The organism is Bacillus sp. MYb209 (genome assembly GCF_002975175.1).
In the GTDB taxonomy this organism is placed as follows: domain Bacteria; phylum Bacillota; class Bacilli; order Bacillales; family Bacillaceae_G; genus Bacillus_A.
This window is the reverse complement of the sequence record NZ_PCNZ01000001.1, coordinates 317,260-337,392: the sequence shown is the minus strand read 5'-3', so window position 1 is coordinate 337,392 and position 20,133 is coordinate 317,260. Positions and strand designations below refer to the sequence as shown.

The window sequence follows — 20,133 nt, the reverse complement described above, 5'->3', positions numbered from 1 at the left end:
CAGGAATTGTATTTCTGCGAGAGAATGTTACAAGTGTAAAAGTACATTGTAATATTCATAGTAGAAAAGGAGTTCTGTATATGAAGAAATTGTTAAGTGTATTGGTAACTATTACTGTGATGGCAATAGCGAGCTATAGTCTTATGAAAATACTATTATATTATGCGAATAAGTCTGCTGGAGTAAATACAGTAGCACAAATGGAAGAGGTGCAAGAGAAGAAGAAGACACTCGATTTTGTTCGTACGACACATGAAAGTTATAATAATTTCTTGAATTATGGTAAGGCAGAGAAATATACAGATGGGGATTGGAAACATTTTAAACAATGGTTTCAAGAGCAAGAAGCCTCTTTAAAAAATATACATAAAGAAATAAAAAATGAAAAAATAAAACGCGATGTGAATAGAAGTTATGAAATTGTAAAAAAAGGTGTGGAGCTTCAGAATATGGAGTATGTGATCTATGCTCATCGCGTATATCATGACTTGGATATACTTATGAATAAATATAAAGGTGAAACGAATATATGGGGGTATACAGAGCTTGGAAACGGGCAGAATCTAAAAGTAATTGAACAAGCAATACAAACAAAGTAGTAGGCTAGCTAGAATTCTAGTTAGCTTTTTTTTGAGCACAATTAATGAGGGCTAATAATTAGTAGCGGATGGGAGCACGCCACTAGTTAAAATTTATTTAATATGTGCATTGTTCATATATTTTTCACAAAAACACCATGTTAATAGTGATTAAAATCACAATATGTATTACACAATTCAGTTAAACTAAAAACAGTTAAGGAAATAGAGGAGTGGGATGCAATGTTAAGTGCAAAAACAATTGAAATCGTAAAGTCAACAGTACCGTTATTACAAGAAAAAGGCGTTGAAATTACAACGAGATTTTATCAAATTTTATTTTCGGAACATCCGGAGTTATTGAATATTTTTAACCATACGAATCAGAAAAAGGGAAGACAACAACAAGCGTTAGCAAATGCTGTTTATGCAGCTGCAATGTACATTGATAATTTAGAAGCTATTATTCCAGTTGTAAAACAAATCGGTCATAAGCATAGAAGTTTAGGTATTAAAGCAGAGCATTATCCAATAGTAGGTACATGCTTACTACGAGCGATTAAAGAGGTCGCAGGCGCACCTGATGAAGTTTTAAATGCATGGGGAGAAGCATATGGCGTCATTGCTGATGCATTCATTAGCATTGAAGCGGATATGTATGAAGAAGCTGCACATAAAGAAGGTGGATGGAAAGATTTCCGCAACTTTGTGATTGTTAAAAAAGTGAAGGAAAGCGACGTTATTACATCATTTTATTTAAAACCTGAAGATGGTGGGAAAGTTTCTTCATTCATCCCAGGACAATATGTAACGATTCAAATAAATATTGAAGGTGAAACATATACGCATAATCGTCAATATAGCTTATCTGATGCTCCTGGAAAAGGATATTATCGTATTAGTGTAAAGAAAGAAAAAGGTGTAGATACACCAGATGGTAAAGTATCTAATTACTTACATGATTATGTAGGGGAAGGAGATGTCTTACCAGTAAGTGCACCAGCGGGAGATTTCGTATTAAATATGGGGTCAACATTACCTGTTGTACTAATTAGTGGTGGAGTAGGTATTACACCGATGATGAGTATGTTAAATACGTTAATTGAACAAGAATCAAAGCGTAATGTATGCTTTGTTCATGCGGCGATAAATAGTAATACACATGCGATGAAAGAGCATGTTGAGACAGTAGAAAAAGAGTATGAACAAGTTAAAGCATATACTTGCTATTCTTCACCGACAGAGCAAGATGTGGAAATGAAGAATTTTGATAAAGAAGGATTCATTGAAGGTGAGTGGCTACAATCTATTATTCCGACAACTGAAGCAGAATTTTATTTCTGTGGTCCAGTGCCATTTATGAAACATATTTATGCCGCATTAATCGAGTTAGGTGTTAAACAAGAGAACATTCATTATGAATTTTTCGGTCCCGCAGCAAGCTTACAATAGATTAACGTTGCCAAGCAAAAAACGAGGTATTATTTTACCTCGTTTTTTGCTTGTTCTCTTAATAATCGATTTACTGTTTCACGGCGTACACCTATGAGCTGACCAATTTCAGTTTGTGTTAATATTTCATAAATAGGGATGTCACCTAAATATAAGGTGAACCACTCTTGTAAACGATGAAGGCGCTCTTTAGGAGAGACAGTTGTCAATTGATCGATACGCTGTTGCATCATTCGTAATTTCGATTGTAATTGCATAGCGATATTTGCATATGATGCGGGATTCGCCTGAAGTTTATCGTACCATTCATTACTAATTATAGGCTCAACTTCTGTTTTCATTAAAGCGATAGCTGTGCCGTGATATTCCTTCGGTGAAATTAAAGAATGGTGAGGTATCGTTTCACCAGGAACGATAATATTAAATAAAAATGGTGTTCCGTCTTCTTCTAATCGAATAACTTTTAATAAACCTGTTTTTATAAAGTATAAAGGACCGTCCTCACCTTGACGGAATAATACATCTCCCTTATGTAGAATCAATGTTAGCCCCCCATTAAAACATTTCTATCTCTTCTATTTTAGCGTATATGTATAAAGATAATATGCTTTTTAAACAGCAATTTCATTGACGAAATGTATGCTATTACAGTAGTATACTATTTAGTGTGTAATAGTACTAGCAATGAATACGCTGTAGGGGGTTTAGTATATTGTTAGATGCGATGAAGATGACGGATATGAGAATTCCGGCGAATGCTATCATTCATGTAGAAGAGATGAAAGGTGGAGTCGTTTTATCCGTTGAAATAGACGGCCAAATTATTTATACGATGGCTTATGATGAAGAAACAGATAGTTATGCTGAATTATATGATCGAAACGATAAGAGGGCGTGCCAAGTACATGAAGACTTTATGGGATGGTCACTTCTTCACTAAAAAGATGTCAATATGACATCTTTTTTTATTTAATCGATAGATTATACAAAGAAATGCAATATAAGGATAAAATTTGTAATAAATGATTTTGCATTGTTAGCACTTTGTAACTGTAAGATAACTGTTTTTTCGCTATCATAAAGATAACAGTCATAGCTATAGGAGTGATCAACTTGAAGAAAGTACATATTTCAAATTTTATGCTATTAAGTGTTTGTTTAGTTTTATTTGTTCTCCTAGGAGCCTTTTTATATTCATGTGTATAAGAAAAAACGCATTCTAGAAAGAACGCGTTATAAAAATGAAGTAATGATTAATCTAGTTCCAAGAATAATTAATGTGATACGTAATAAATTAATTACTGCATTACCGCTTAATTTTGTGTTAATATAAGCCCCGATTTTTCCGCCAATCCATGCACCAGGAATAAGAATTAATGCATAAGCCCAGCTGACATTTCCTAGAGAGATGTGAGTTAAAGAACTTACAATTGCTGAGAGAAATACGATAAACATTGAAGTTGCTACAGCAATGTGTGCTGGGAACGCAAAAAGGAGCATCATCGCTGGCACAAGTAAGGCGCCACCACCGATTCCGAATAATCCGGATATAAATCCAACTATAAAGGCAATAAAGATAGCGAGAAATGGTGGGAATTGATAGTCTACAGTATTTCCTTCGTTATCTGTAAAAGATCGCTTAATTACAGTCATATTTGATAGGGAAAGAGGTTTCAATTTGTCTCGTAGTATAAGAAGAATGGAGACGAATATAAGAAAAATCCCAAAGTATAAAGAAAATGTATCTTGATTTAAAAATTTGTTTGCCCATGATCCGATAATACCACCAGGACCACTCCCGATAAATAAAATAAGTCCACTTTTATAATCTACCCGTTTATGTTTCATATAAGTAAGGGTAGAAGACAGCCCTGTAAAAACGACTGTTACCATAGAAGTTCCCACTGCGAGTTGTGGGGATAAACTGTGCAATCCAATTAATAACGGAACGATAATAATTCCGCCCCCAAGTCCGACTAGGCTCCCGACTGTCCCAGCGATTAATCCGATGAAAAGTAACATGATGTATTCCAAAATTGCCAACTCCTCTATATAACTTATCCAACAATCATTATACACGCTTTTTAATAAGAAATAGGCTTGTTCACAAAAAAGTCGTCTTCCTAGAAAAATAAGGAAGACGACTTTTGATTAGAATAGTAATTGTAGTAGGTAATAAAATAGAGCAGCTAAAGAAGCTGAAATTGGAAGTGTAATAACCCATGTAATTAACATGCGTTTTGCAGTTCCCCATTTTACACCTTTCACACGATGAGAAGCACCAACCCCTAAAATAGAAGAAGAGATAACGTGCGTCGTACTAACCGGTAAGTGAATGAATGTTGCACCGAAAATAACAAGTGATGATGATAAATCGGCAGCTACACCATTTACAGGACGAATCTTCATAATTTGTCCACCGACAGTTTTAATAATTTTCCATCCACCGACAGAAGTACCAAGGCCCATTGCAGTTGCACAAGCTAATTGTACCCAGAAAGGGATGTCGTCAGAAGTATGATAGTTATTGGCCATAAGAGCCATCGTAATGATTCCCATTGCTTTTTGTGCATCATTCGTACCGTGTGTAAAAGCTTGTAATGCTGCAGTAAAGATCTGGAATATACGGAAGTTTTTGTTCGTTTTCGTTAAGTTAAAGTTTTTAAAGACGACTTTAAAAATACTATATACGATATAACCAATAACAAAAGCGATAATCGGTGAAATGATTAAAGCTTCAAGAATTTTTATAAACCCTTTATAGTTTAATGCGTTAACACCAGCAGCAGCAATTGCTGCACCAGCGATTGCGCCAATGATTGCATGCGAAGAACTACTTGGAATACCATAGTACCAAGTGATTAAATTCCAAGCTATTGCCGCAAGCAAAGCAGCTAAAATTACAAGAGAACCATTAGGTAAAGCAAATGGGTCAACGATATCTTTTGTAATAGTTTTTGCTACACCTGTAAATGTCATCGCACCTAAAAAGTTCATAATAGCTGCCATAATAATTGCATGTCTAGGCTTTAGAGCTTTCGTTGAAACAGCCGTTGCAATAGCGTTTGCTGTATCGTGAAATCCATTGATAAAGTCAAAAGCTAAAGCGCAAATGACTACTAAAACGGTCAGTATCAAGAGTGTATCCATGATCAAACTCCTTACGCGTTCTTCATAATAATTGTTTCTAATACGTTTGCAACGCTTTGACAGCTATCAGCTACTTCTTCAAGCTCTTCGTAAATCTCTTTAAATTGAATAATCTTAATCGGATCTTTTTCACGAGAGAATAGGTGCTTAATCGCATGACGGCGAATATCATCACATTGTGACTCGTAATCCTTAATCTTAATCGCATTTGTACGAATATCGACTAATTTCTTTTTAGACAGTAATTCAACAGAGTTTGCAATTTCAATCGCACATTGATTAATTGCTTCTACGAATTTAATCATGTATTCATCAGCTTCTGTAATAGAATACATTTCGAATAGACCAGCACTATGATCTAATCCGTCTAATACATCATCCATACTCATTGCAAGCTGTAGGATGTCTTCACGTTCAATAGGAGTAATAAACGCTTTGTTTAGCTCCATAATGATTTCGTGAATGAATGAGTCACCTTTTGACTCATAATCTTTCATGCGCATAGAAAACTCTTTTAAATCGCTAGCATTTTTAATTTTATACTCCACGAAAAACTGCGCGCCTTCTTTTAAATTTTCGGAAACATTCATTAGCATTTCAGAAAATTTATCTTTCTTTGATTTAAAGACCATTATTGTTACCCCCACAAAAGTAATATATGTAAAATATATTGGCTAATCAATTCTAACAAAAAACTGTCGTTTTTTAAAACATTTTATCGAAAAGTTTACAAAAACTTAACATAACTCTCATTGTTGTATTAATAATATTAATACTGAATAGTGAATATCTTACTTGTAGAATGTCCTTTTCTTGTGAAAAGTATGAATGTGAAAGAAAAGCTTTACACTATAGGAACGACTACGTTATTATAATAAATTTAAAAGGAGGTATATTCTTCCTTTTAAAAAGAAGGGTGTAAACAAATGAAGGAAGTGAACGAATGAAATTGAAGAACACTCACTTAAAAAAAACGCTTGAGTGGTTCAATAAGAGGAAGAAACTACGCAATTCATTAATTGTATTGGGAAGTTTACTTGCTACTCTATTTACTGTTGTAAATATAATAATTTCCATTCAAGATATATCTGAATTAAAACAAGCTGTTCCACAACCGACTTTAATTTATGATGCAAATAATGAAGTTGCGACTAAATTAGCTTCTTCTAAAACAGAAGGGGTTAAAAGGAAAGATATTCCTGATATTATGGTTCAAGCAATTGTTGCAGTAGAAGATAAGGAATTTTTTAGTCATCATGGTATTTACTATAGTGGAATCATAAGTGCTGTATTTAAGAACATTACAGCCGGTGAAGTTGTGGCAGGTGGTAGTACGATTACACAACAACTTGCGAAAAATGTATTTTTAACGCAAGACCGTACATTCTCGCGTAAAATAAAGGAATACTTTCTAACGAAAAAAATAGAACGTACTTATACGAAAGATGAAATTGTTGAAATGTATATGAATCAAATTTATTTTGGTGAAGGTGCTTGGGGGATAAAAAGAGCAGCTAAATCTTATTTTGATAAAGAAGTAAAAGACTTAACGATTTCAGAAGCTGCAACGATTGCAGGATTAATTAAAGCGCCATCTGCGTATTCGCCGTATAAAAACTTTGATAAATCAATTGAAAGACGTAATGTTGTATTAGGTTTAATGAAGGAGCAAGGATATATTTCTGAAGAACAATATAATCAGGAGAAAGAATCAGGTCTTGTATTACGACGTGGTGTTGACGATAAATATAAGGGAAAATATTCTCAATACGTAGATTATATTGTTAGAGAAGCGATGGACAAGTATGAATTAACACAAAATGAAATTTTAGCAGGTGGTTATCGTATTTATACGGAACTTGACCCGAAAAAACAACAAGCGGTTGAAGATGTCGTGAATAATGATAGTTATTTTAAAGATAGTGGTTCAGATCAGCTTATGCAAACTGGAGTGGTCCTTATGAATCCAAAAACTGGCGGTGTTCCGGCTTTAGTTGGAGGTAGAGGTCCTTATCAATTTTTACAGTTTAATCATGCAACACAATTAAAAAGACAGCCAGGTTCAACGTTAAAGCCTCTTGCAGTGTATGTACCAGCGTTAGAACAAGGATATGAAGTATACGATGTCTTAAAAGATGAACCGTTTAATATTAAAGAATATGCACCACAAAATAGTGATCATACGTTCCATGGTAATGTGACGATGTATGAAGCGGTGGCAAAGTCATATAATGTTTCAGCAGTTTGGCTATTAGAGCAAATTGGATTAGATAAAGGATTGAAATCTTTAGAGCGGTTTGGTATTCCATTAGAGCCTGAAGACCATACGTATCCGATTGCTTTAGGAGGTATGTATGTAGGGACTTCTCCATTTGTAATGGCTCAAGCGTATAGCGCACTTGCAAATGATGGTGTCCAAGTAGAAGCTCATGCCATTAGAGAAATCCAAAATGCTGAAGGAGAAACAATTGGAAAATGGTATAAGAAAGAAACTCGTGTGACGAACGAGAAAGTTGCCCAAAAGATGACATACTTATTAAAAGGTGTTATTGAAAGGGGAACAGGTGAAAAAGCGAAAGTTAATAATATCGATACCGCAGGCAAGACAGGGACTACCCAGCTTGTAAATGGACCAAGCACTGGTGCGAAGGATTCGTGGTTTGTTGGATACACACCGGATTTAGTAGGTGCGATTTGGGTAGGGTATGATAAAACGGATAGTGAGCATTATGTGCCAGGAGGCAGCCAAATTACAACGACAATGTTCCGGGACATTATGAAGAAAGCGAATGGAAATCCAACTCAAAAGGCATTTCAGTTATCTCTAATACCTGAGGCGGATTATACAAAACAATTAAAAATGATTGAGGAGGAAAAACGGAGGAAAGAAGAAGAGAAAAAACGAAAAGAAGAGGAACAACAAAGAAAAGAACAGCAAAAGGAATGGATAGATAAAGTAAAAGAGTGGATTCCATTTTGGTAAAAAAAGAGGCGAATAACGAGTTCGCCTCTTTTTTTATGAGAAATGAGTGATTTTATCTCGATTCAAAATTTGGTAGCAGAAAAGAAGTCTGGTGGGAGTCGAGCTGCCTATAAAAATTCGATTGTTTTAACTTAATAATCAGTGGGTAGGGAGCAAAATCCACTGATTAAAGCTTCAATTTATTTGTTTAGCGTAACATTGGTACTACCGAAGTATTGAGAATCATACGTAACGGTTATTATTCCTTTACTAATGGGTTCATATGGTAATTCTTCTTCGTAATTTCCAGTATTTTCATTATGGATAGAAAGTGTTATTTCATCAACGTATTTATTTTTATATTGATCTTTAATCGTTTCTGCAATTTGAAGTAAGTTTTCATAACTAGAAGCCTCTGTAATAAGCATTCCTTTTATAACCTTTTTTTCATTCTTTGTGGAGGAGGAATAAGGGATGTTGTTTTGCTTTGTATACAGAAGTTCGTATGGGACTGTTTTTCTCTCTGCTTTTGATATAGCTGAATAATTTAGAGTTAAAAGAAATCCTATACATAAAATCATGCATACCATGAGAACAAACCAAAAACGTGGCAGTGATATAACTCTCATTATCATCCCTCTTTCATGTCTTTGTCTTCACTATTCATTATACAAAAAGAGGATTAAGCTAGAGTAAATTTGAAGTAAAGAAACGTAAAGAAGGAGCACTTATCCTCCCAAATAAGTGCTCCTTTCTATTTAAAGAGAGATTTAACACACAATCAAAACAATACGGATTACTATAAATCAATTCTGCTTGTTCGTTCAAAAAAAGATTGAAAACTAAAAGTTAGTAAATTCGGAAGACAGATAGTGTAGCTGTTGTGTCACCTGTGTTAGGGATAGAAATAGTATTTGCTGTAGGTTGTACAGAAATTGTTGTGCCAGCTGTTAATGTAACAATCGTTGAGAAAGAAACTGCACTACCGATAACGTTAGTTGAAAAATTACGAGTAGGTGGTTGACCGTTAAATGAAAGACCAAATCCAAACGGTGAAGAACCTGGGAAGGTCGTAGATGCTGAGAAACTAATATCGTATACTCCTGTTTCTAAAATAGTTAAAGTATCTGAAGTGTCATTAAAAGTAATGTTAGTTAATTCGAAAACTTGATTGAATTGGATGTTTGTTCCAGGGGATATAGTTTGTGCAATTGAGTTTCCTATTGCAGCTATAGTTACAGGGATTGGAGTTCCAGCAGCCCCTGTAGCACCAGTAGCACCAGCAGGTCCTTGGGCACCAGTAGCACTAGCAGGTCCTTGGGCACCAGTAGCACTAGCAGGTCCTTGGGCACCAGTAGCACCAGCAGGTCCTTGAGCACCAGTAGCACCTTGAGCACCCCGAGGTCCTTGAGGTCCGATAGCACCTTGAGGTCCAGTAGCACCGGTAGCACCTCCACCAAGGCAACCAGAGCCATATTTAACTAAAATGGTTTGGATTTCTGTAATCAGCTTAACAAGTTTGTCGATAGTACCGCAATCAACTTTAAATAACTTAGCGATATACAGTAAAAAATTAATCAGACTTTGCAGTTCAACGTATAATGCTCCGCATGAGAAAGGTTTTGTCTTTAGAATAGTTAATAGGTTAGCAATAATAGAAGTTCCGATTTTCTCTTGTGCAGGTGATAAGTCTAAACATTTGAGGAGTTTTTGTAGGTTATCTAGGGTAGCTATAAGTTTATCAATATTACTTTGAGAAGAATTTTGGAATACATCTTTAATATTTTGTTCAAGCTCTTGAAGTATTTTAACGAATTCTTTTAGTTCAGATTTAGAGATGTTAATATAACTGCAAGCACGGACTTCGCAACAATCGTTACCGAAGAATACTTTTCCTTTATTTTTATTGTTCATCTTTTCATTCCTTTCATTTATAAAGTAAATAGTCTTTACCGTATAATAAAATGAAAATAAAACTAAATTCGTGATGGACAAACTACTATTTATTAAAAAATAAGAATGACACCTACTTAGTAAGAACAACCAAGGCATAGGAGTTTTATCCAGCTATTTGCGGGCAGTAAGACTCCCACCTCAAAATTCGGATGTAAAGCAAAGAAGTTAGGGGGAGTTGGGCTGCCCGTAAATACCCGATTGGTTCAACTAATAATCAGTGGGGGATTTGTGAGATAAACAAAAACAGTGGGATGTGAATGAACTGCCCCACTGTTTCTTATTTATCAACCATTTAATTGTTTATTTTTGGTAATAAGGGAATAGAGATAGTGAAAGTTGTACTATTTTGATTACTGGAAACTTTTAATGTACCGTTATGGTTTTGAATAATTTTCTTCGTTACTGATAATCCCAGTCCCGTTCCTGAGTCTTTTGTAGAGAAGAATGGATCAAATATATATTCTTGAATAGCTGGAGGAATGCCAGTTCCGTTATCTTTGAAAGTAATACGAACAAAATTATCTAAGCGATAACTAGTAATTTGAATAGAAAGAGGTTCTTCACCTTGAGCGTCGACAGCATTTTGAAATAAATTTAAAAAAACTTGCACGAGTTCATGGCGATCAATATTGACGAGTACACCATCTAATTCGGTAGAAAAATCATAGTCAATAGAAATGTTGTGTAAAAAAACTTCACTAGCAAGTAGTTGTTGAATATACTCGCGTAAAAACGTATTGATTGGAAAATGTTCTCTAGTAAATTCACGCGTTTTTGAAATAGCTAAAAATTTTGTAATAATACTATTGGCACGATCTAATTCAGGGATGAGTAAACTTTTAAACAATTCTTTATTGGATGGAGAAACGCTATCTTGTAGAAATTGCAAGTACCCACGTACCGTTGTAAGGGGATTTCGTACTTCATGTGCAATCCCAGCTGCAATTCGCCCAGCTAGGGAAAACTTTTCGGCATCACGTTCTGTATTTAAATAATGAAATACACTAATAACTCGGAAAATCTCTCCATTATAATCACGAATAATGCGGTTATTTACGATGCCATAGTTTTTGTCTAACACTTCCTCATTATATATTTCGGTTCCCGTTTTTAACGTTTCAATAGCTTTAATTTGTTCTTCAGGTAAGTTTAATAATTGTTGAATTGGTTCCCCAATTATAGAATTTCGTATTACACTAAAATCATCTGCTGCAGCTTGATTACATAATGTAATGTTACCTTTATTATCAATAAAAGTGACGTGATGCGAGAATGCATCGAAAATATGAACAAAATGTTTTTCGAGTTGTTCAAATAAAAATAGTGAATCGCAAGTAAGCTGAAAGGTAGGCTCTTTATCTTTTTGTTGTATGTGTTGAATAGAATGAGATGTTCTCGTTTTTTTTATTTGCAAACCAATATGTGGATTTTTATATGTGAAATGATGTGGTAATTGATTTACAAGCTCTTCATATAACCGTACTTTATTTTCCAATTCTTTTATTCGATTTTCATGAGATAAAATAATATCGTCTTGAAGCATAAGTAAATAACTCCTCAATTTAAAAATTCTTCCATCTAGTATATCATATTTTTATACGGATACTCTTAAAGAAAGAGCGACTTTATGAAAGTGATCGGATGGTATTTTTGTGAAGTAATATAGAATGAGTGTAAGCTGAAGTTGGGAAGGGAGGAATTCGTTTGCTTTTTATTGGAGTGACGGGATGGGGAGATCATGATTCTTTATATAGTAATCCCTATGAAAATAGAAATAAATTGCGAACTTATAGTGAACATTTTCCCATTGTGGAAGTAGATAGTTCATTTTATGCGATACAACCTGCGCGGAATTATACAAAATGGGCGATGGAAACGCCAAAAGATTTTTCTTTTATAGTAAAAGCTTATCAAGGAATGACAGGACATATGAAAGGGGAAATCCCTTTTTCTACGTTCGATGAGATGTTTGATGTGTATAAACAATCAATTTTTCCTTTAATAGAAGCGAATAAATTAAAAATGATTTTATTTCAATATCCACCATGGTTCGATTGTAAAGTGAAAAATGTAGATTTACTTCGATACACGAAAGAGAAAATGGAAGATTTTCCATGTGCAATAGAATTTCGAAATCAAACATGGTTTTATCTAGAAATGAGAGATAAGACGTTACAATTTTTAGAACAAGAAAAATGGATTCATACAATTTGCGATGAGCCTCAGGCAGGAATAGGATCAGTACCGCTTGTATTAGAGGCAACAAACTCAGACATGGCGTTAATACGTTTTCATGGCCGGAATGTTCATGGATGGCTTGACAAAGGGGAAAATTGGAGAGCGGTTCGTTGTTTATATCGCTACAATAATAATGAGTTGAAAGAATGGGTTAAACGATTAGAGCAATTGAAAAAAAAGACTAAGGACATATACGTTTTGTTTAACAATAATTCGGGTGGGGATGCGGCGGACAATGCGAAACAGTTGATGGAAATGACGAATATTACATATGGCGAGCCGAAACCAGAGCAATTAAATTTATTTGAATAAATACAAACAAGAAAAGCACTGTACAAACAGGGGGAATGTACAATGCTTTTCTATATGAAAAAGAGGGGTAACAATGTTACTGAGCGTTTGGTTGATTCATCAATTGTTGGCTTCGTAATAAATGATAATGGTTATCATTATCATAGTCAATAGTTTTTCGGAAAATAAATAAAAAACTTTTGATATTTTGAAAATAAATAAAAAAAGAACAGCGATTACTGCTGTTCTTTTCCATTGACGAATTGTTGTAAATCAAAAGGAGTTATCGCTTGGATAAATTCCTTTGAGATAAGTGTTTGAACAAGAGTGCTTTCAGAAATTGTAGCACCTGTTTTCTTTTCATAAGATTTCTTTAATAAATCAAGTTTTTCAGCCGTTTCTTTCGGTAATTCAATTGTTAATGTGTTCATAATTTCTCCCCCTTACTATTAGAGTACCACTACAGTATAGGAGAGACAAGAAAAGAGAATATGAAACATAAAAAAGGTTACCAAATTTACAAATGGTAACCTTTTTTATGTATAAGAGTTATTAAGCAATACCGATATACTTTAAAGTTTTTGATGGAGTACTGTGATCAAAGAAGTGTTGTAAAAATGCAATATCAACACCTGATTTGTATGCACAATAGCCCCAAGTTTTTCGAAGTGTATGTGAGCTAATCCCTTCTAATCCAACTTCTTTTGCAGCTTTGTTTAAAATGTACCATGCATGTTGTCTCGTAATAGACTTTGTTCCTTTTTGAGACTTTAATAATGGTTCATTACGTTTCCAAGTTTTACGTTCTTTCATGTAGTCTTCGATTGCGTGCTGTAAGTCTTCATTTACAGCAAACCATTTATGTTTCTTTACTTTTTCATTGTAAAATAAAATGGAATGGCGAACATTTTCATTTTCATCGATTACATCACTAACTTTTAATTGTAAGATTTCACTTACTTTTAAGCCAGAATTTACAGCTAATACGAATAATAAGCCATCACGTTTCGAAGATTGTAAAAGTATATTTTTGATAGTTTCTAATTGTTTTTCATTTTGAATAGGTTGTCCTGCTTGTTTCATTTCACGCACTCTCCTCTTTTATATGTGTAAAGGAAAGGATTAACTTGTTTCTTACTATAAAGGGAGAGTGTGAATTTCATGTGAACTCCTAGTGAAATTAAGACAAATTATTTGACTTCTTTCACTTTTTGTAAATTAAAATAAAATACAACGCTATTAGTGGTATTATACACACCATATTCAGCGCGATGTAAGTCTAAAATGTTTTTCACAATGGATAACCCAAGGCCAGTACCTCCAGTATGACGGCTACGAGAAGCGTCTAAACGGTAGAAGCGATCCCAAATTTTTTCAAGGCTTTCTTCTGGAATAGGATTGCCTGTGTTTTCAATTTCGATTTTCACTGTATCTTCCATTTCTACAACAGAGACGTGTATTTTTTCACCATCTGGAGTATATCGAATTGCATTGCTAAGTAAGTTTACAACGACTTGCTCAATACGGCTACGATTTGCTTTAACAAATAGAGAAGAGTCAGCATGGATGTCCACTTGTAAATGTTTTTCCTCCATGCTAAATAATAATTTTGTATAGACTTGTTGAATTAATTCACCGATCGAGAATGTCGACATTTCTAGTTTGTACGTACCTGATTCTAGTTTTGCTAATTCTAACATTTCAACAATGAGCCTGTTCATATTATCTGTCTCTTCCAAAATAACATTTGTATAATATGTCGTATCTTTACTTACGCCATCTTGAATACCTTCAGCGAAGCTACGAATAACACTAAGTGGTGTTTTTAATTCATGAGATACACCAGAAATGAATTCTTTTCTCGTTTTTTCCAATTGACGTTCGCGTTCAATATCTTGTTGTAATTTTGTATTGGCAACATTTAATCGGTCGATTCGATCTTTTAAATTTACAGAGAGTGTATTAATACTACTGGATAACCCGCCAATTTCATCGTCTGCTGTAACAGGTAACTTCTCGCTAAAGTCAAAGTTGGCCATTTTTTTTGTAACGCGATTTATCTTAATTAATGGTTTAACAATGATTTTTGAGTAGTAGAAGGATAACAAAATAATAACGAGAAACACGATAATTAAGGCATAGACATAATAATCTTTTAAAACGAGCATCGCTTCATTAACAGGTTGTAAAGATGCTATCACAAAAGCGTACTCCTTAATTTCTCCGTTTTCCATAATAGGCTTTACAAAGACACTGTTTTTTATATTTTCCCCACTATCTAAAATATACGTGTTTAATTGATTTGAATTAGAAGTACCTTGTCTAATAGTTCTTGCAAAATATTGAACAGCTTGTAATGTTTCAAAATCCTTTGCAAGACGAACCTCAGCCTTGGAAGGAAGCTGTAATTTAGATATTACCCCAGTAAAATGGATTGGGGAACCAGTATTATCATATCGATTTTTAAGTTTATTTTTAGATGGATTACCACTAATGGATTGAAAATCTGAATTAAATTGTTCATTTTCCCATCTAGTATTATTAGTTATTAATTCTTGAGGTGTTATTATATTATTCGGTTGGAGTAGTCCGTCTACATAAATTATTCCATCTTTTTTTAATCCTAAGTTTGCGAATTTATTATATTCTTCTGGTGTTAAAAGATTGTTAAGGGGGATGGAATAGGTTTTATTATTGTTAGGGTTAATCACATCAATGGAAAAACTGTATTCACTTTTAATAATTCCGTTAGAATCTAAAAATTGGATTTCGGCATTTGTTTTATCATGAAATTCTTGTTTTAATTTTCTAGTTTCCTCAAAGCCTTGGTCGCTTTTCTCGTAATTATCTACGAATTTTTCAAAAGCCGTTTGAACGGTTTTTACTTTTTTATTAATATAAAACTTCTCTAAAAATAGAGATTGTCCAAGGAAAAAAAGGAGAAATATGATTGTAAATAAAGTTGATGTTAATAAAAATAGTTTAAAGACGATGCTTCTGTTCTTCACTGTTTCACCTCGTATGAAAAATACTGTAATATAAATGATTACTTAATTATAACAAAGGTTACAAAAAAGTAGAGGGGATAAATCTGTCTCTCTCTAAAGTAGTTTTTTATAGAAAGTCACATAAAGAGAAGGTACAGTGACCGTCGAAGTATTTTAGCATAAAAAAGAACTCGCCAGACGTATGACAAGTTCTTTAGTGTGCTATTGCTGAATTGCTGCATCTAAAGCGATTTCAATCATTTCGTTAAATGTAGTTTGACGCTCTTCAGATGTTGTTTCTTCACCAGTGAAGATATGGTCGCTTACTGTTAATACAGATAATGCATTTACACCATATTTAGCTGCTAATGTGTAAAGAGCAGTCGTCTCCATCTCTACTGCTAATACACCGTAATCTCCAAGTTTTTTAACCATGTCCATGCTCTCACGATAAAATACATCTGCTGTTAATACGTTACCAACACGAACGTGTAATCCTTTTTCTGTTCCAGCATCGTAAGCTTTCTTTAAAAGATCAAAGTTTGCAGCAGGAGCAAAATCAAAACCTGGGAATGTTAAGCGGTTCATATTAGAATCTGTACAAGCCGTCATCGCAATAATAACGTCACGTACCTTAACATCTTTTTGAATTGCACCACATGTCCCAACACGAATTAAATTTTTCACTCCGTAGCTTTGAATTAATTCGTTTACATAAATAGAAATAGAAGGAACACCCATGCCTGTACCTTGAACAGATACACGCTTTCCTTTGTAAGTTCCAGTGAAACCTAACATGCCACGCACGTTATTATAACAAGTAACATCCTCTAAAAATGTTTCAGCAATATATTTTGCACGTAATGGATCACCAGGTAATAGAATGGATTCAGCAATTTCGCCTTGTTTTGCTTCAATATGTACACTCATGAAAAATCCTCCTTATAATGTATTGATAGAAATCAATATCATTTGCATTATACACTACGACTCCTTTCAATCAAAATCTTTTTTATTTGTAATATGTGCAAAAGAGGAGGATTTCGTAAATCATAATCTAGAATATATATTTAAGAGGTTTTGCATGGATAAAGACAATAAAAATGGTAGGTGATATTTTGAAAAATCTTGTCATTGGGCTTATTGCACTAGTACTTATTGTGGCAGGAGGATTTTACATAAAAAAATATCAAGAAACTGTAGAAACGACCGGAGATGTTCAAGAAGTGAGATGGGATGTAAAAAATAAAAAGGGAAATGAAAAAGTCGATATTTCGTTTCAATTGCTAAATAAAATGAATAATGAAGTTCGTGGTGTGAACAATCAAATTCGAGCAGTGATAGTGGATGGGAATTTGAAAAACATACAACAAACGAAGCCTATATTTGCTGGAAATGGATCGTATAAGCTATCTTCAGATGTAGCAAAAGGTGAAGAGTACACGATATTTTTGTATGAAGATGAAAATAAGTCTGTGGAATCATTTTCTAAGAAAGATTTTGGTGAAGAAAAAAAGGAGAAAAGCAAGGACAAGAATAAAAAGAAACTACCTGTCGATACTGTACTTACAAAAAATATAGGCGAGCATCAAGTGTCTCTTTTATTTGGTGCATTACATCCGAATGAGGCAGCGACATTAACATTTCAGTTTCAAGCGAAAAAGGGAGAAAAGCTGAAATTAAATTCAGGGAGAGGTGAAGTCAACGCTCTATATATCGTTGATGAAACGAGGGAACATTTTTTATATGTCATTCCTGTTGATACGGATGAACAATTACAATATCGTATTACATTTCCAGAAGAAGGAACATATAAAATATGGGGGGATTTCTATATAAATGGTAAGAAGTATGAAAAGGAGTTTAGTATACAAGTGCAAAAACGAAAAAACAGCTAAGTACTTAGCTGTTTTTTCGTTTTCCTATTAATTTTGTTACAGAGAGCATTGTAATTGGTAAAGAATGATTCTTTCGAAATGCTAAATATTTTCCACTCCATGCAGGTTTGTATTTTTCTTTGAAATGTCGTAAACCGCTGAAGCTATATGTGTAACGAACGTTATTAAATATTGCAGCAGCAACTCGTTCAGACCAGAACGATTGCGTTGATAAACCGACATTTGAGAGTGGTGCCATACCAATATTAAAGGAATGGTATTCATTTTCTTTTGCCCAGTGGAATAAGTGGATAAAAATTGCATCCATAATTCCGCTAGGGGCATCTGGATAATAACGCATTAAATCAACAGATAATATGCCACTTTGATATACTGGCATAAAGGTTGTGAATGCAATGACTTTTCCTTCTGCATCAGATAATGTAGCGATAGGGGCACGACTAATATACTCACGATCGAAGTACCCAAGTGAAAATCCTTTCTCTTTTTTTCCGCCGAGCCAAGCATCAGACACTTTCTTTAATTCCTCGTATAATTCGTCTGAGAATGGTGGCTTATGAATAGAGAATGTATAACCTTCTCGTTCAAAACGGTTGAAAGTAGCTCGCATACCAGCACGTTTTTTTCCTGTTATTGTAAACGTATTTAAATCAACGACAGCCTCTTCGCCAAGTTTAAAGAAGTTGTAGCCGAAATCGTGGTATAAGCTCATCCATTTGCTTTCAATTTGATAGAATACGCAAATATACCCAAATCGATCAGCTTCAGCTAAAAATTCTTGCAACACAGTGCGGTAGGAGGATGGATCACCAATTGGATCACCTAGTACAACAAGACGTTTTCCAGTAATTGAAAAGAGAAGAAGTGCTTTTCCGTCACTACTGAAGAAGAACTGTTTATCTCCTAAAAAACCTAAATGACTAAGTACGTTCCCACCATGTTCATCTAAGAAGTTTTCTAACCTTTTATCATTAGCTGGTTGCCCGGGAAATTGACTACGGTAACGATTGGCAATTAGTGAACCGATAAGTAAAAAAGTAGGAACGAAAAAGGCTGCTGCTAATGCACTTCGTTTAACTTGTGTAATATTTCGAACGACAAAATCAGGTTGGAACGCTTCTTTTGCACCCGCAAATAAAATACCTAAGTTTTTATATAAATATAACGTAAGTAATAAGAAGATAAACACTTTTACGATGTCAGAAAGAGAGACTTCCATTTTCTCGCGTGCAAATCTTTTGCGAAGCATATACAACACAGCAAGTACGATTAATAAAATAAAGGTTTCTTCAATATCAATTCCTTTTAGGGTATTAAAGATTGCTGCTCCAATTAAAGAAACAATCGTCATATAGTAAGAACGCTTTGTTCCATAATATATGCCTCGCGAAAGAATCAGGAGGAGAATACCGAATGTTAATGATAAGCTAAAAGAAAATTGAATAAGATGCTTTGGAGCTAAAATATGTAAGGCGTGAGCTCGATTTATACTAGTCGGTAAAATTGTTGATAGAATAACCATTAAGCCAGCGAATACGGTTAATGCGGCGGATGCCCATGAACCTAATTTCCCTAAAAAATCACGTTGTAAAGTCCAAATTACACCAGTTGTTTCTAATGCAGGTGCAATAAATGGTTTGTCTTCAATTTTTTTTATGGCCGCTCCTGTCATTTCAAATGCTGCAAAAATGAGACCAAGGCAGAATGGTAAGATGTAATAGACAAGTCGATATAATAACATAGCGGGTAGTAATACGCCTGTATCAACTCCGTATTGTCCTAGTCCGGTTAAGAAAACAAGATCAAATGAACCAAGGCCACCAGGGACAAGACTTACGACACCAGCTAAAGCAGCAATTACATAAACACCTAAAAACTTTTGAAATTCGATATCAATTCCAAACAATATTAAAATGACGTACATAACGATACCAGCTGATACCCACTCGACTAATGAAACTAATGAATATAAAACAGTTGGATTTTTCTCTTCTTCTTCTTCATCTTGTCCGTCTGTCTGTTTTGTTTTTCTATTTTTAATTTTAGAAAACCCAATATATATAGGAACGAAAAGAGCAAAGAAGATAAGAACAGGCCATAACCACGGTTTTTCGTGCAGAATAAAACTAGTGTCTAATATTCCAATAAGGCCGAGGAATGACAGAATGGCTAATCCGTTAATAAAAGCGGTTGTCATCCAAGCAATGCTTTTAATAAGTTTCCCATTCTCTTTTATATGTGGACGATATAGCATTGTACGTACACCGGCACCAACAAGACCACCAAAACCGATAAATCCATTTAAAGTGTTTGCAATCCATGAGATACGGAAAATCTTTTGTACAGGTATATCTGCTTTTAAGTAACGAAGCATAACAAAGTCATAAAAGAACATTGTTGAAACGGCAAATGCACCGAGTGTAATCGCTAAAAATACCCCACCAGTTGGAATGTTTTTAATTGTTTCAATTGCTTCTAAAAAAGAAATGCCCGCTAATTCTTTTTTAGCTTGAAAGAAAACAATTGTTAAGACAACAAATGGGAAGATTATTTTCCCGATTTGTAAGAAACGTTTCCATGAAAACGACATAAATACAACTCTCCTTGTGTAAGAAAACTGA

18 protein-coding genes are annotated in these 20,133 nt (G+C 34.3%); 6 read left to right on the top strand and 12 right to left on the bottom strand.

The annotated features are described in order from the left end of the window. Positions 1 to 80 precede the first annotated feature (80 nt). Together CQZ94_RS01865 and hmpA are read left to right on the top strand one after the other, a co-directional pair. Positions 81 to 599 carry a hypothetical protein gene (locus tag CQZ94_RS01865; RefSeq protein ID WP_105584056.1) on the top strand — a complete coding sequence of 173 codons (519 nt, stop codon included), beginning with the start codon at positions 81 to 83 and terminating at the stop codon, positions 597 to 599. 222 nt (positions 600 to 821) lie between these two features. Continuing rightward, entirely contained in the window at positions 822 to 2,030 is a 1,209-nt protein-coding gene (hmpA, locus tag CQZ94_RS01860; protein ID WP_105584055.1) for an NO-inducible flavohemoprotein, read from the top strand. 29 nt (positions 2,031 to 2,059) lie between these two features. Here hmpA and CQZ94_RS01855 read toward each other — a convergent pair whose 3' ends face one another. Continuing rightward, positions 2,060 to 2,572, bottom strand: a complete 513-nt coding sequence (locus CQZ94_RS01855) for a Crp/Fnr family transcriptional regulator (protein ID WP_105584054.1) — start codon at positions 2,570 to 2,572, stop codon at positions 2,060 to 2,062. A gap of 170 nt (positions 2,573 to 2,742) precedes the next feature. On the opposite strand from CQZ94_RS01855, the gene CQZ94_RS01850 reads away from it, so the two are divergent. Beyond that, on the top strand, positions 2,743 to 2,970 hold the full coding sequence (locus tag CQZ94_RS01850) for a hypothetical protein (RefSeq protein WP_000883004.1): 228 nt from the start codon (positions 2,743 to 2,745) through the stop codon (positions 2,968 to 2,970). Positions 2,971 to 3,263: 293 nt separating this feature from the next. Here the strand turns inward: CQZ94_RS01850 and CQZ94_RS01845 are convergent, their stop codons facing one another. From CQZ94_RS01845 to CQZ94_RS01835, 3 genes are all read right to left on the bottom strand, one after another. Then, entirely contained in the window at positions 3,264 to 4,064 is an 801-nt protein-coding gene (locus tag CQZ94_RS01845) for a sulfite exporter TauE/SafE family protein (RefSeq protein ID WP_002158631.1), read from the bottom strand. A gap of 117 nt (positions 4,065 to 4,181) precedes the next feature. Continuing rightward, the gene (locus CQZ94_RS01840) at positions 4,182 to 5,180 is read right to left on the bottom strand and encodes an inorganic phosphate transporter (protein ID WP_105584053.1); all 999 of its coding nucleotides are present in this window, start codon (positions 5,178 to 5,180) and stop codon (positions 4,182 to 4,184) included. A gap of 11 nt (positions 5,181 to 5,191) precedes the next feature. Next, positions 5,192 to 5,812 (bottom strand): DUF47 domain-containing protein, encoded by a 621-nt coding sequence (locus tag CQZ94_RS01835; protein WP_105584052.1) that lies wholly within the window; start codon positions 5,810 to 5,812, stop codon positions 5,192 to 5,194. 311 nt (positions 5,813 to 6,123) lie between these two features. Between CQZ94_RS01835 and CQZ94_RS01830 the strand changes: the two genes are divergently transcribed. Beyond that, positions 6,124 to 8,163 carry a transglycosylase domain-containing protein gene (locus CQZ94_RS01830; protein ID WP_105584051.1) on the top strand — a complete coding sequence of 680 codons (2,040 nt, stop codon included), beginning with the start codon at positions 6,124 to 6,126 and terminating at the stop codon, positions 8,161 to 8,163. Between the two features lie 179 nt (positions 8,164 to 8,342). Here the strand turns inward: CQZ94_RS01830 and CQZ94_RS01825 are convergent, their stop codons facing one another. The 3 genes from CQZ94_RS01825 to CQZ94_RS01815 form a co-directional block, all read right to left on the bottom strand. After that, positions 8,343 to 8,771 (bottom strand): hypothetical protein, encoded by a 429-nt coding sequence (locus CQZ94_RS01825; protein WP_105584050.1) that lies wholly within the window; start codon positions 8,769 to 8,771, stop codon positions 8,343 to 8,345. A 220-nt stretch (positions 8,772 to 8,991) separates the two neighbouring features. Continuing rightward, a complete protein-coding gene (locus CQZ94_RS01820) occupies positions 8,992 to 10,056 on the bottom strand; it encodes a Gly-Xaa-Xaa repeat protein (RefSeq protein ID WP_105584049.1) in 1,065 nt (354 codons plus the stop codon). 334 nt (positions 10,057 to 10,390) lie between these two features. After that, a complete protein-coding gene (locus CQZ94_RS01815; RefSeq protein WP_105584048.1) occupies positions 10,391 to 11,641 on the bottom strand; it encodes an ATP-binding protein in 1,251 nt (416 codons plus the stop codon). A 161-nt stretch (positions 11,642 to 11,802) separates the two neighbouring features. Between CQZ94_RS01815 and CQZ94_RS01810 the strand changes: the two genes are divergently transcribed. After that, positions 11,803 to 12,648, top strand: a complete 846-nt coding sequence (locus CQZ94_RS01810; protein WP_105584047.1) for a DUF72 domain-containing protein — start codon at positions 11,803 to 11,805, stop codon at positions 12,646 to 12,648. A 215-nt stretch (positions 12,649 to 12,863) separates the two neighbouring features. Here CQZ94_RS01810 and CQZ94_RS01805 read toward each other — a convergent pair whose 3' ends face one another. The 4 genes from CQZ94_RS01805 to deoD form a co-directional block, all read right to left on the bottom strand. Next, complete coding sequence (locus CQZ94_RS01805; protein ID WP_002149425.1) at positions 12,864 to 13,058, bottom strand: DUF3924 family protein; 195 nt, start codon at positions 13,056 to 13,058, stop codon at positions 12,864 to 12,866. A 121-nt stretch (positions 13,059 to 13,179) separates the two neighbouring features. Then, the gene (locus CQZ94_RS01800) at positions 13,180 to 13,710 is read right to left on the bottom strand and encodes a tyrosine-type recombinase/integrase (RefSeq protein ID WP_000806236.1); all 531 of its coding nucleotides are present in this window, start codon (positions 13,708 to 13,710) and stop codon (positions 13,180 to 13,182) included. 107 nt (positions 13,711 to 13,817) lie between these two features. Then, a complete protein-coding gene (locus tag CQZ94_RS01795; RefSeq protein WP_105584046.1) occupies positions 13,818 to 15,635 on the bottom strand; it encodes a sensor histidine kinase in 1,818 nt (605 codons plus the stop codon). A gap of 201 nt (positions 15,636 to 15,836) precedes the next feature. Then, entirely contained in the window at positions 15,837 to 16,544 is a 708-nt protein-coding gene (gene deoD, locus CQZ94_RS01790) for a purine-nucleoside phosphorylase (protein ID WP_000110707.1), read from the bottom strand. Between the two features lie 173 nt (positions 16,545 to 16,717). On the opposite strand from deoD, the gene CQZ94_RS01785 reads away from it, so the two are divergent. Continuing rightward, positions 16,718 to 17,512 carry a hypothetical protein gene (locus CQZ94_RS01785; protein WP_105584045.1) on the top strand — a complete coding sequence of 265 codons (795 nt, stop codon included), beginning with the start codon at positions 16,718 to 16,720 and terminating at the stop codon, positions 17,510 to 17,512. 4 nt (positions 17,513 to 17,516) lie between these two features. On the opposite strand, the gene mprF is transcribed toward CQZ94_RS01785, so the two are convergent. Then, positions 17,517 to 20,102, bottom strand: coding sequence for a bifunctional lysylphosphatidylglycerol flippase/synthetase MprF (mprF, locus tag CQZ94_RS01780; RefSeq protein WP_105584044.1), 2,586 nt, complete (start codon positions 20,100 to 20,102; stop codon positions 17,517 to 17,519). Positions 20,103 to 20,133 lie beyond the last annotated feature (31 nt).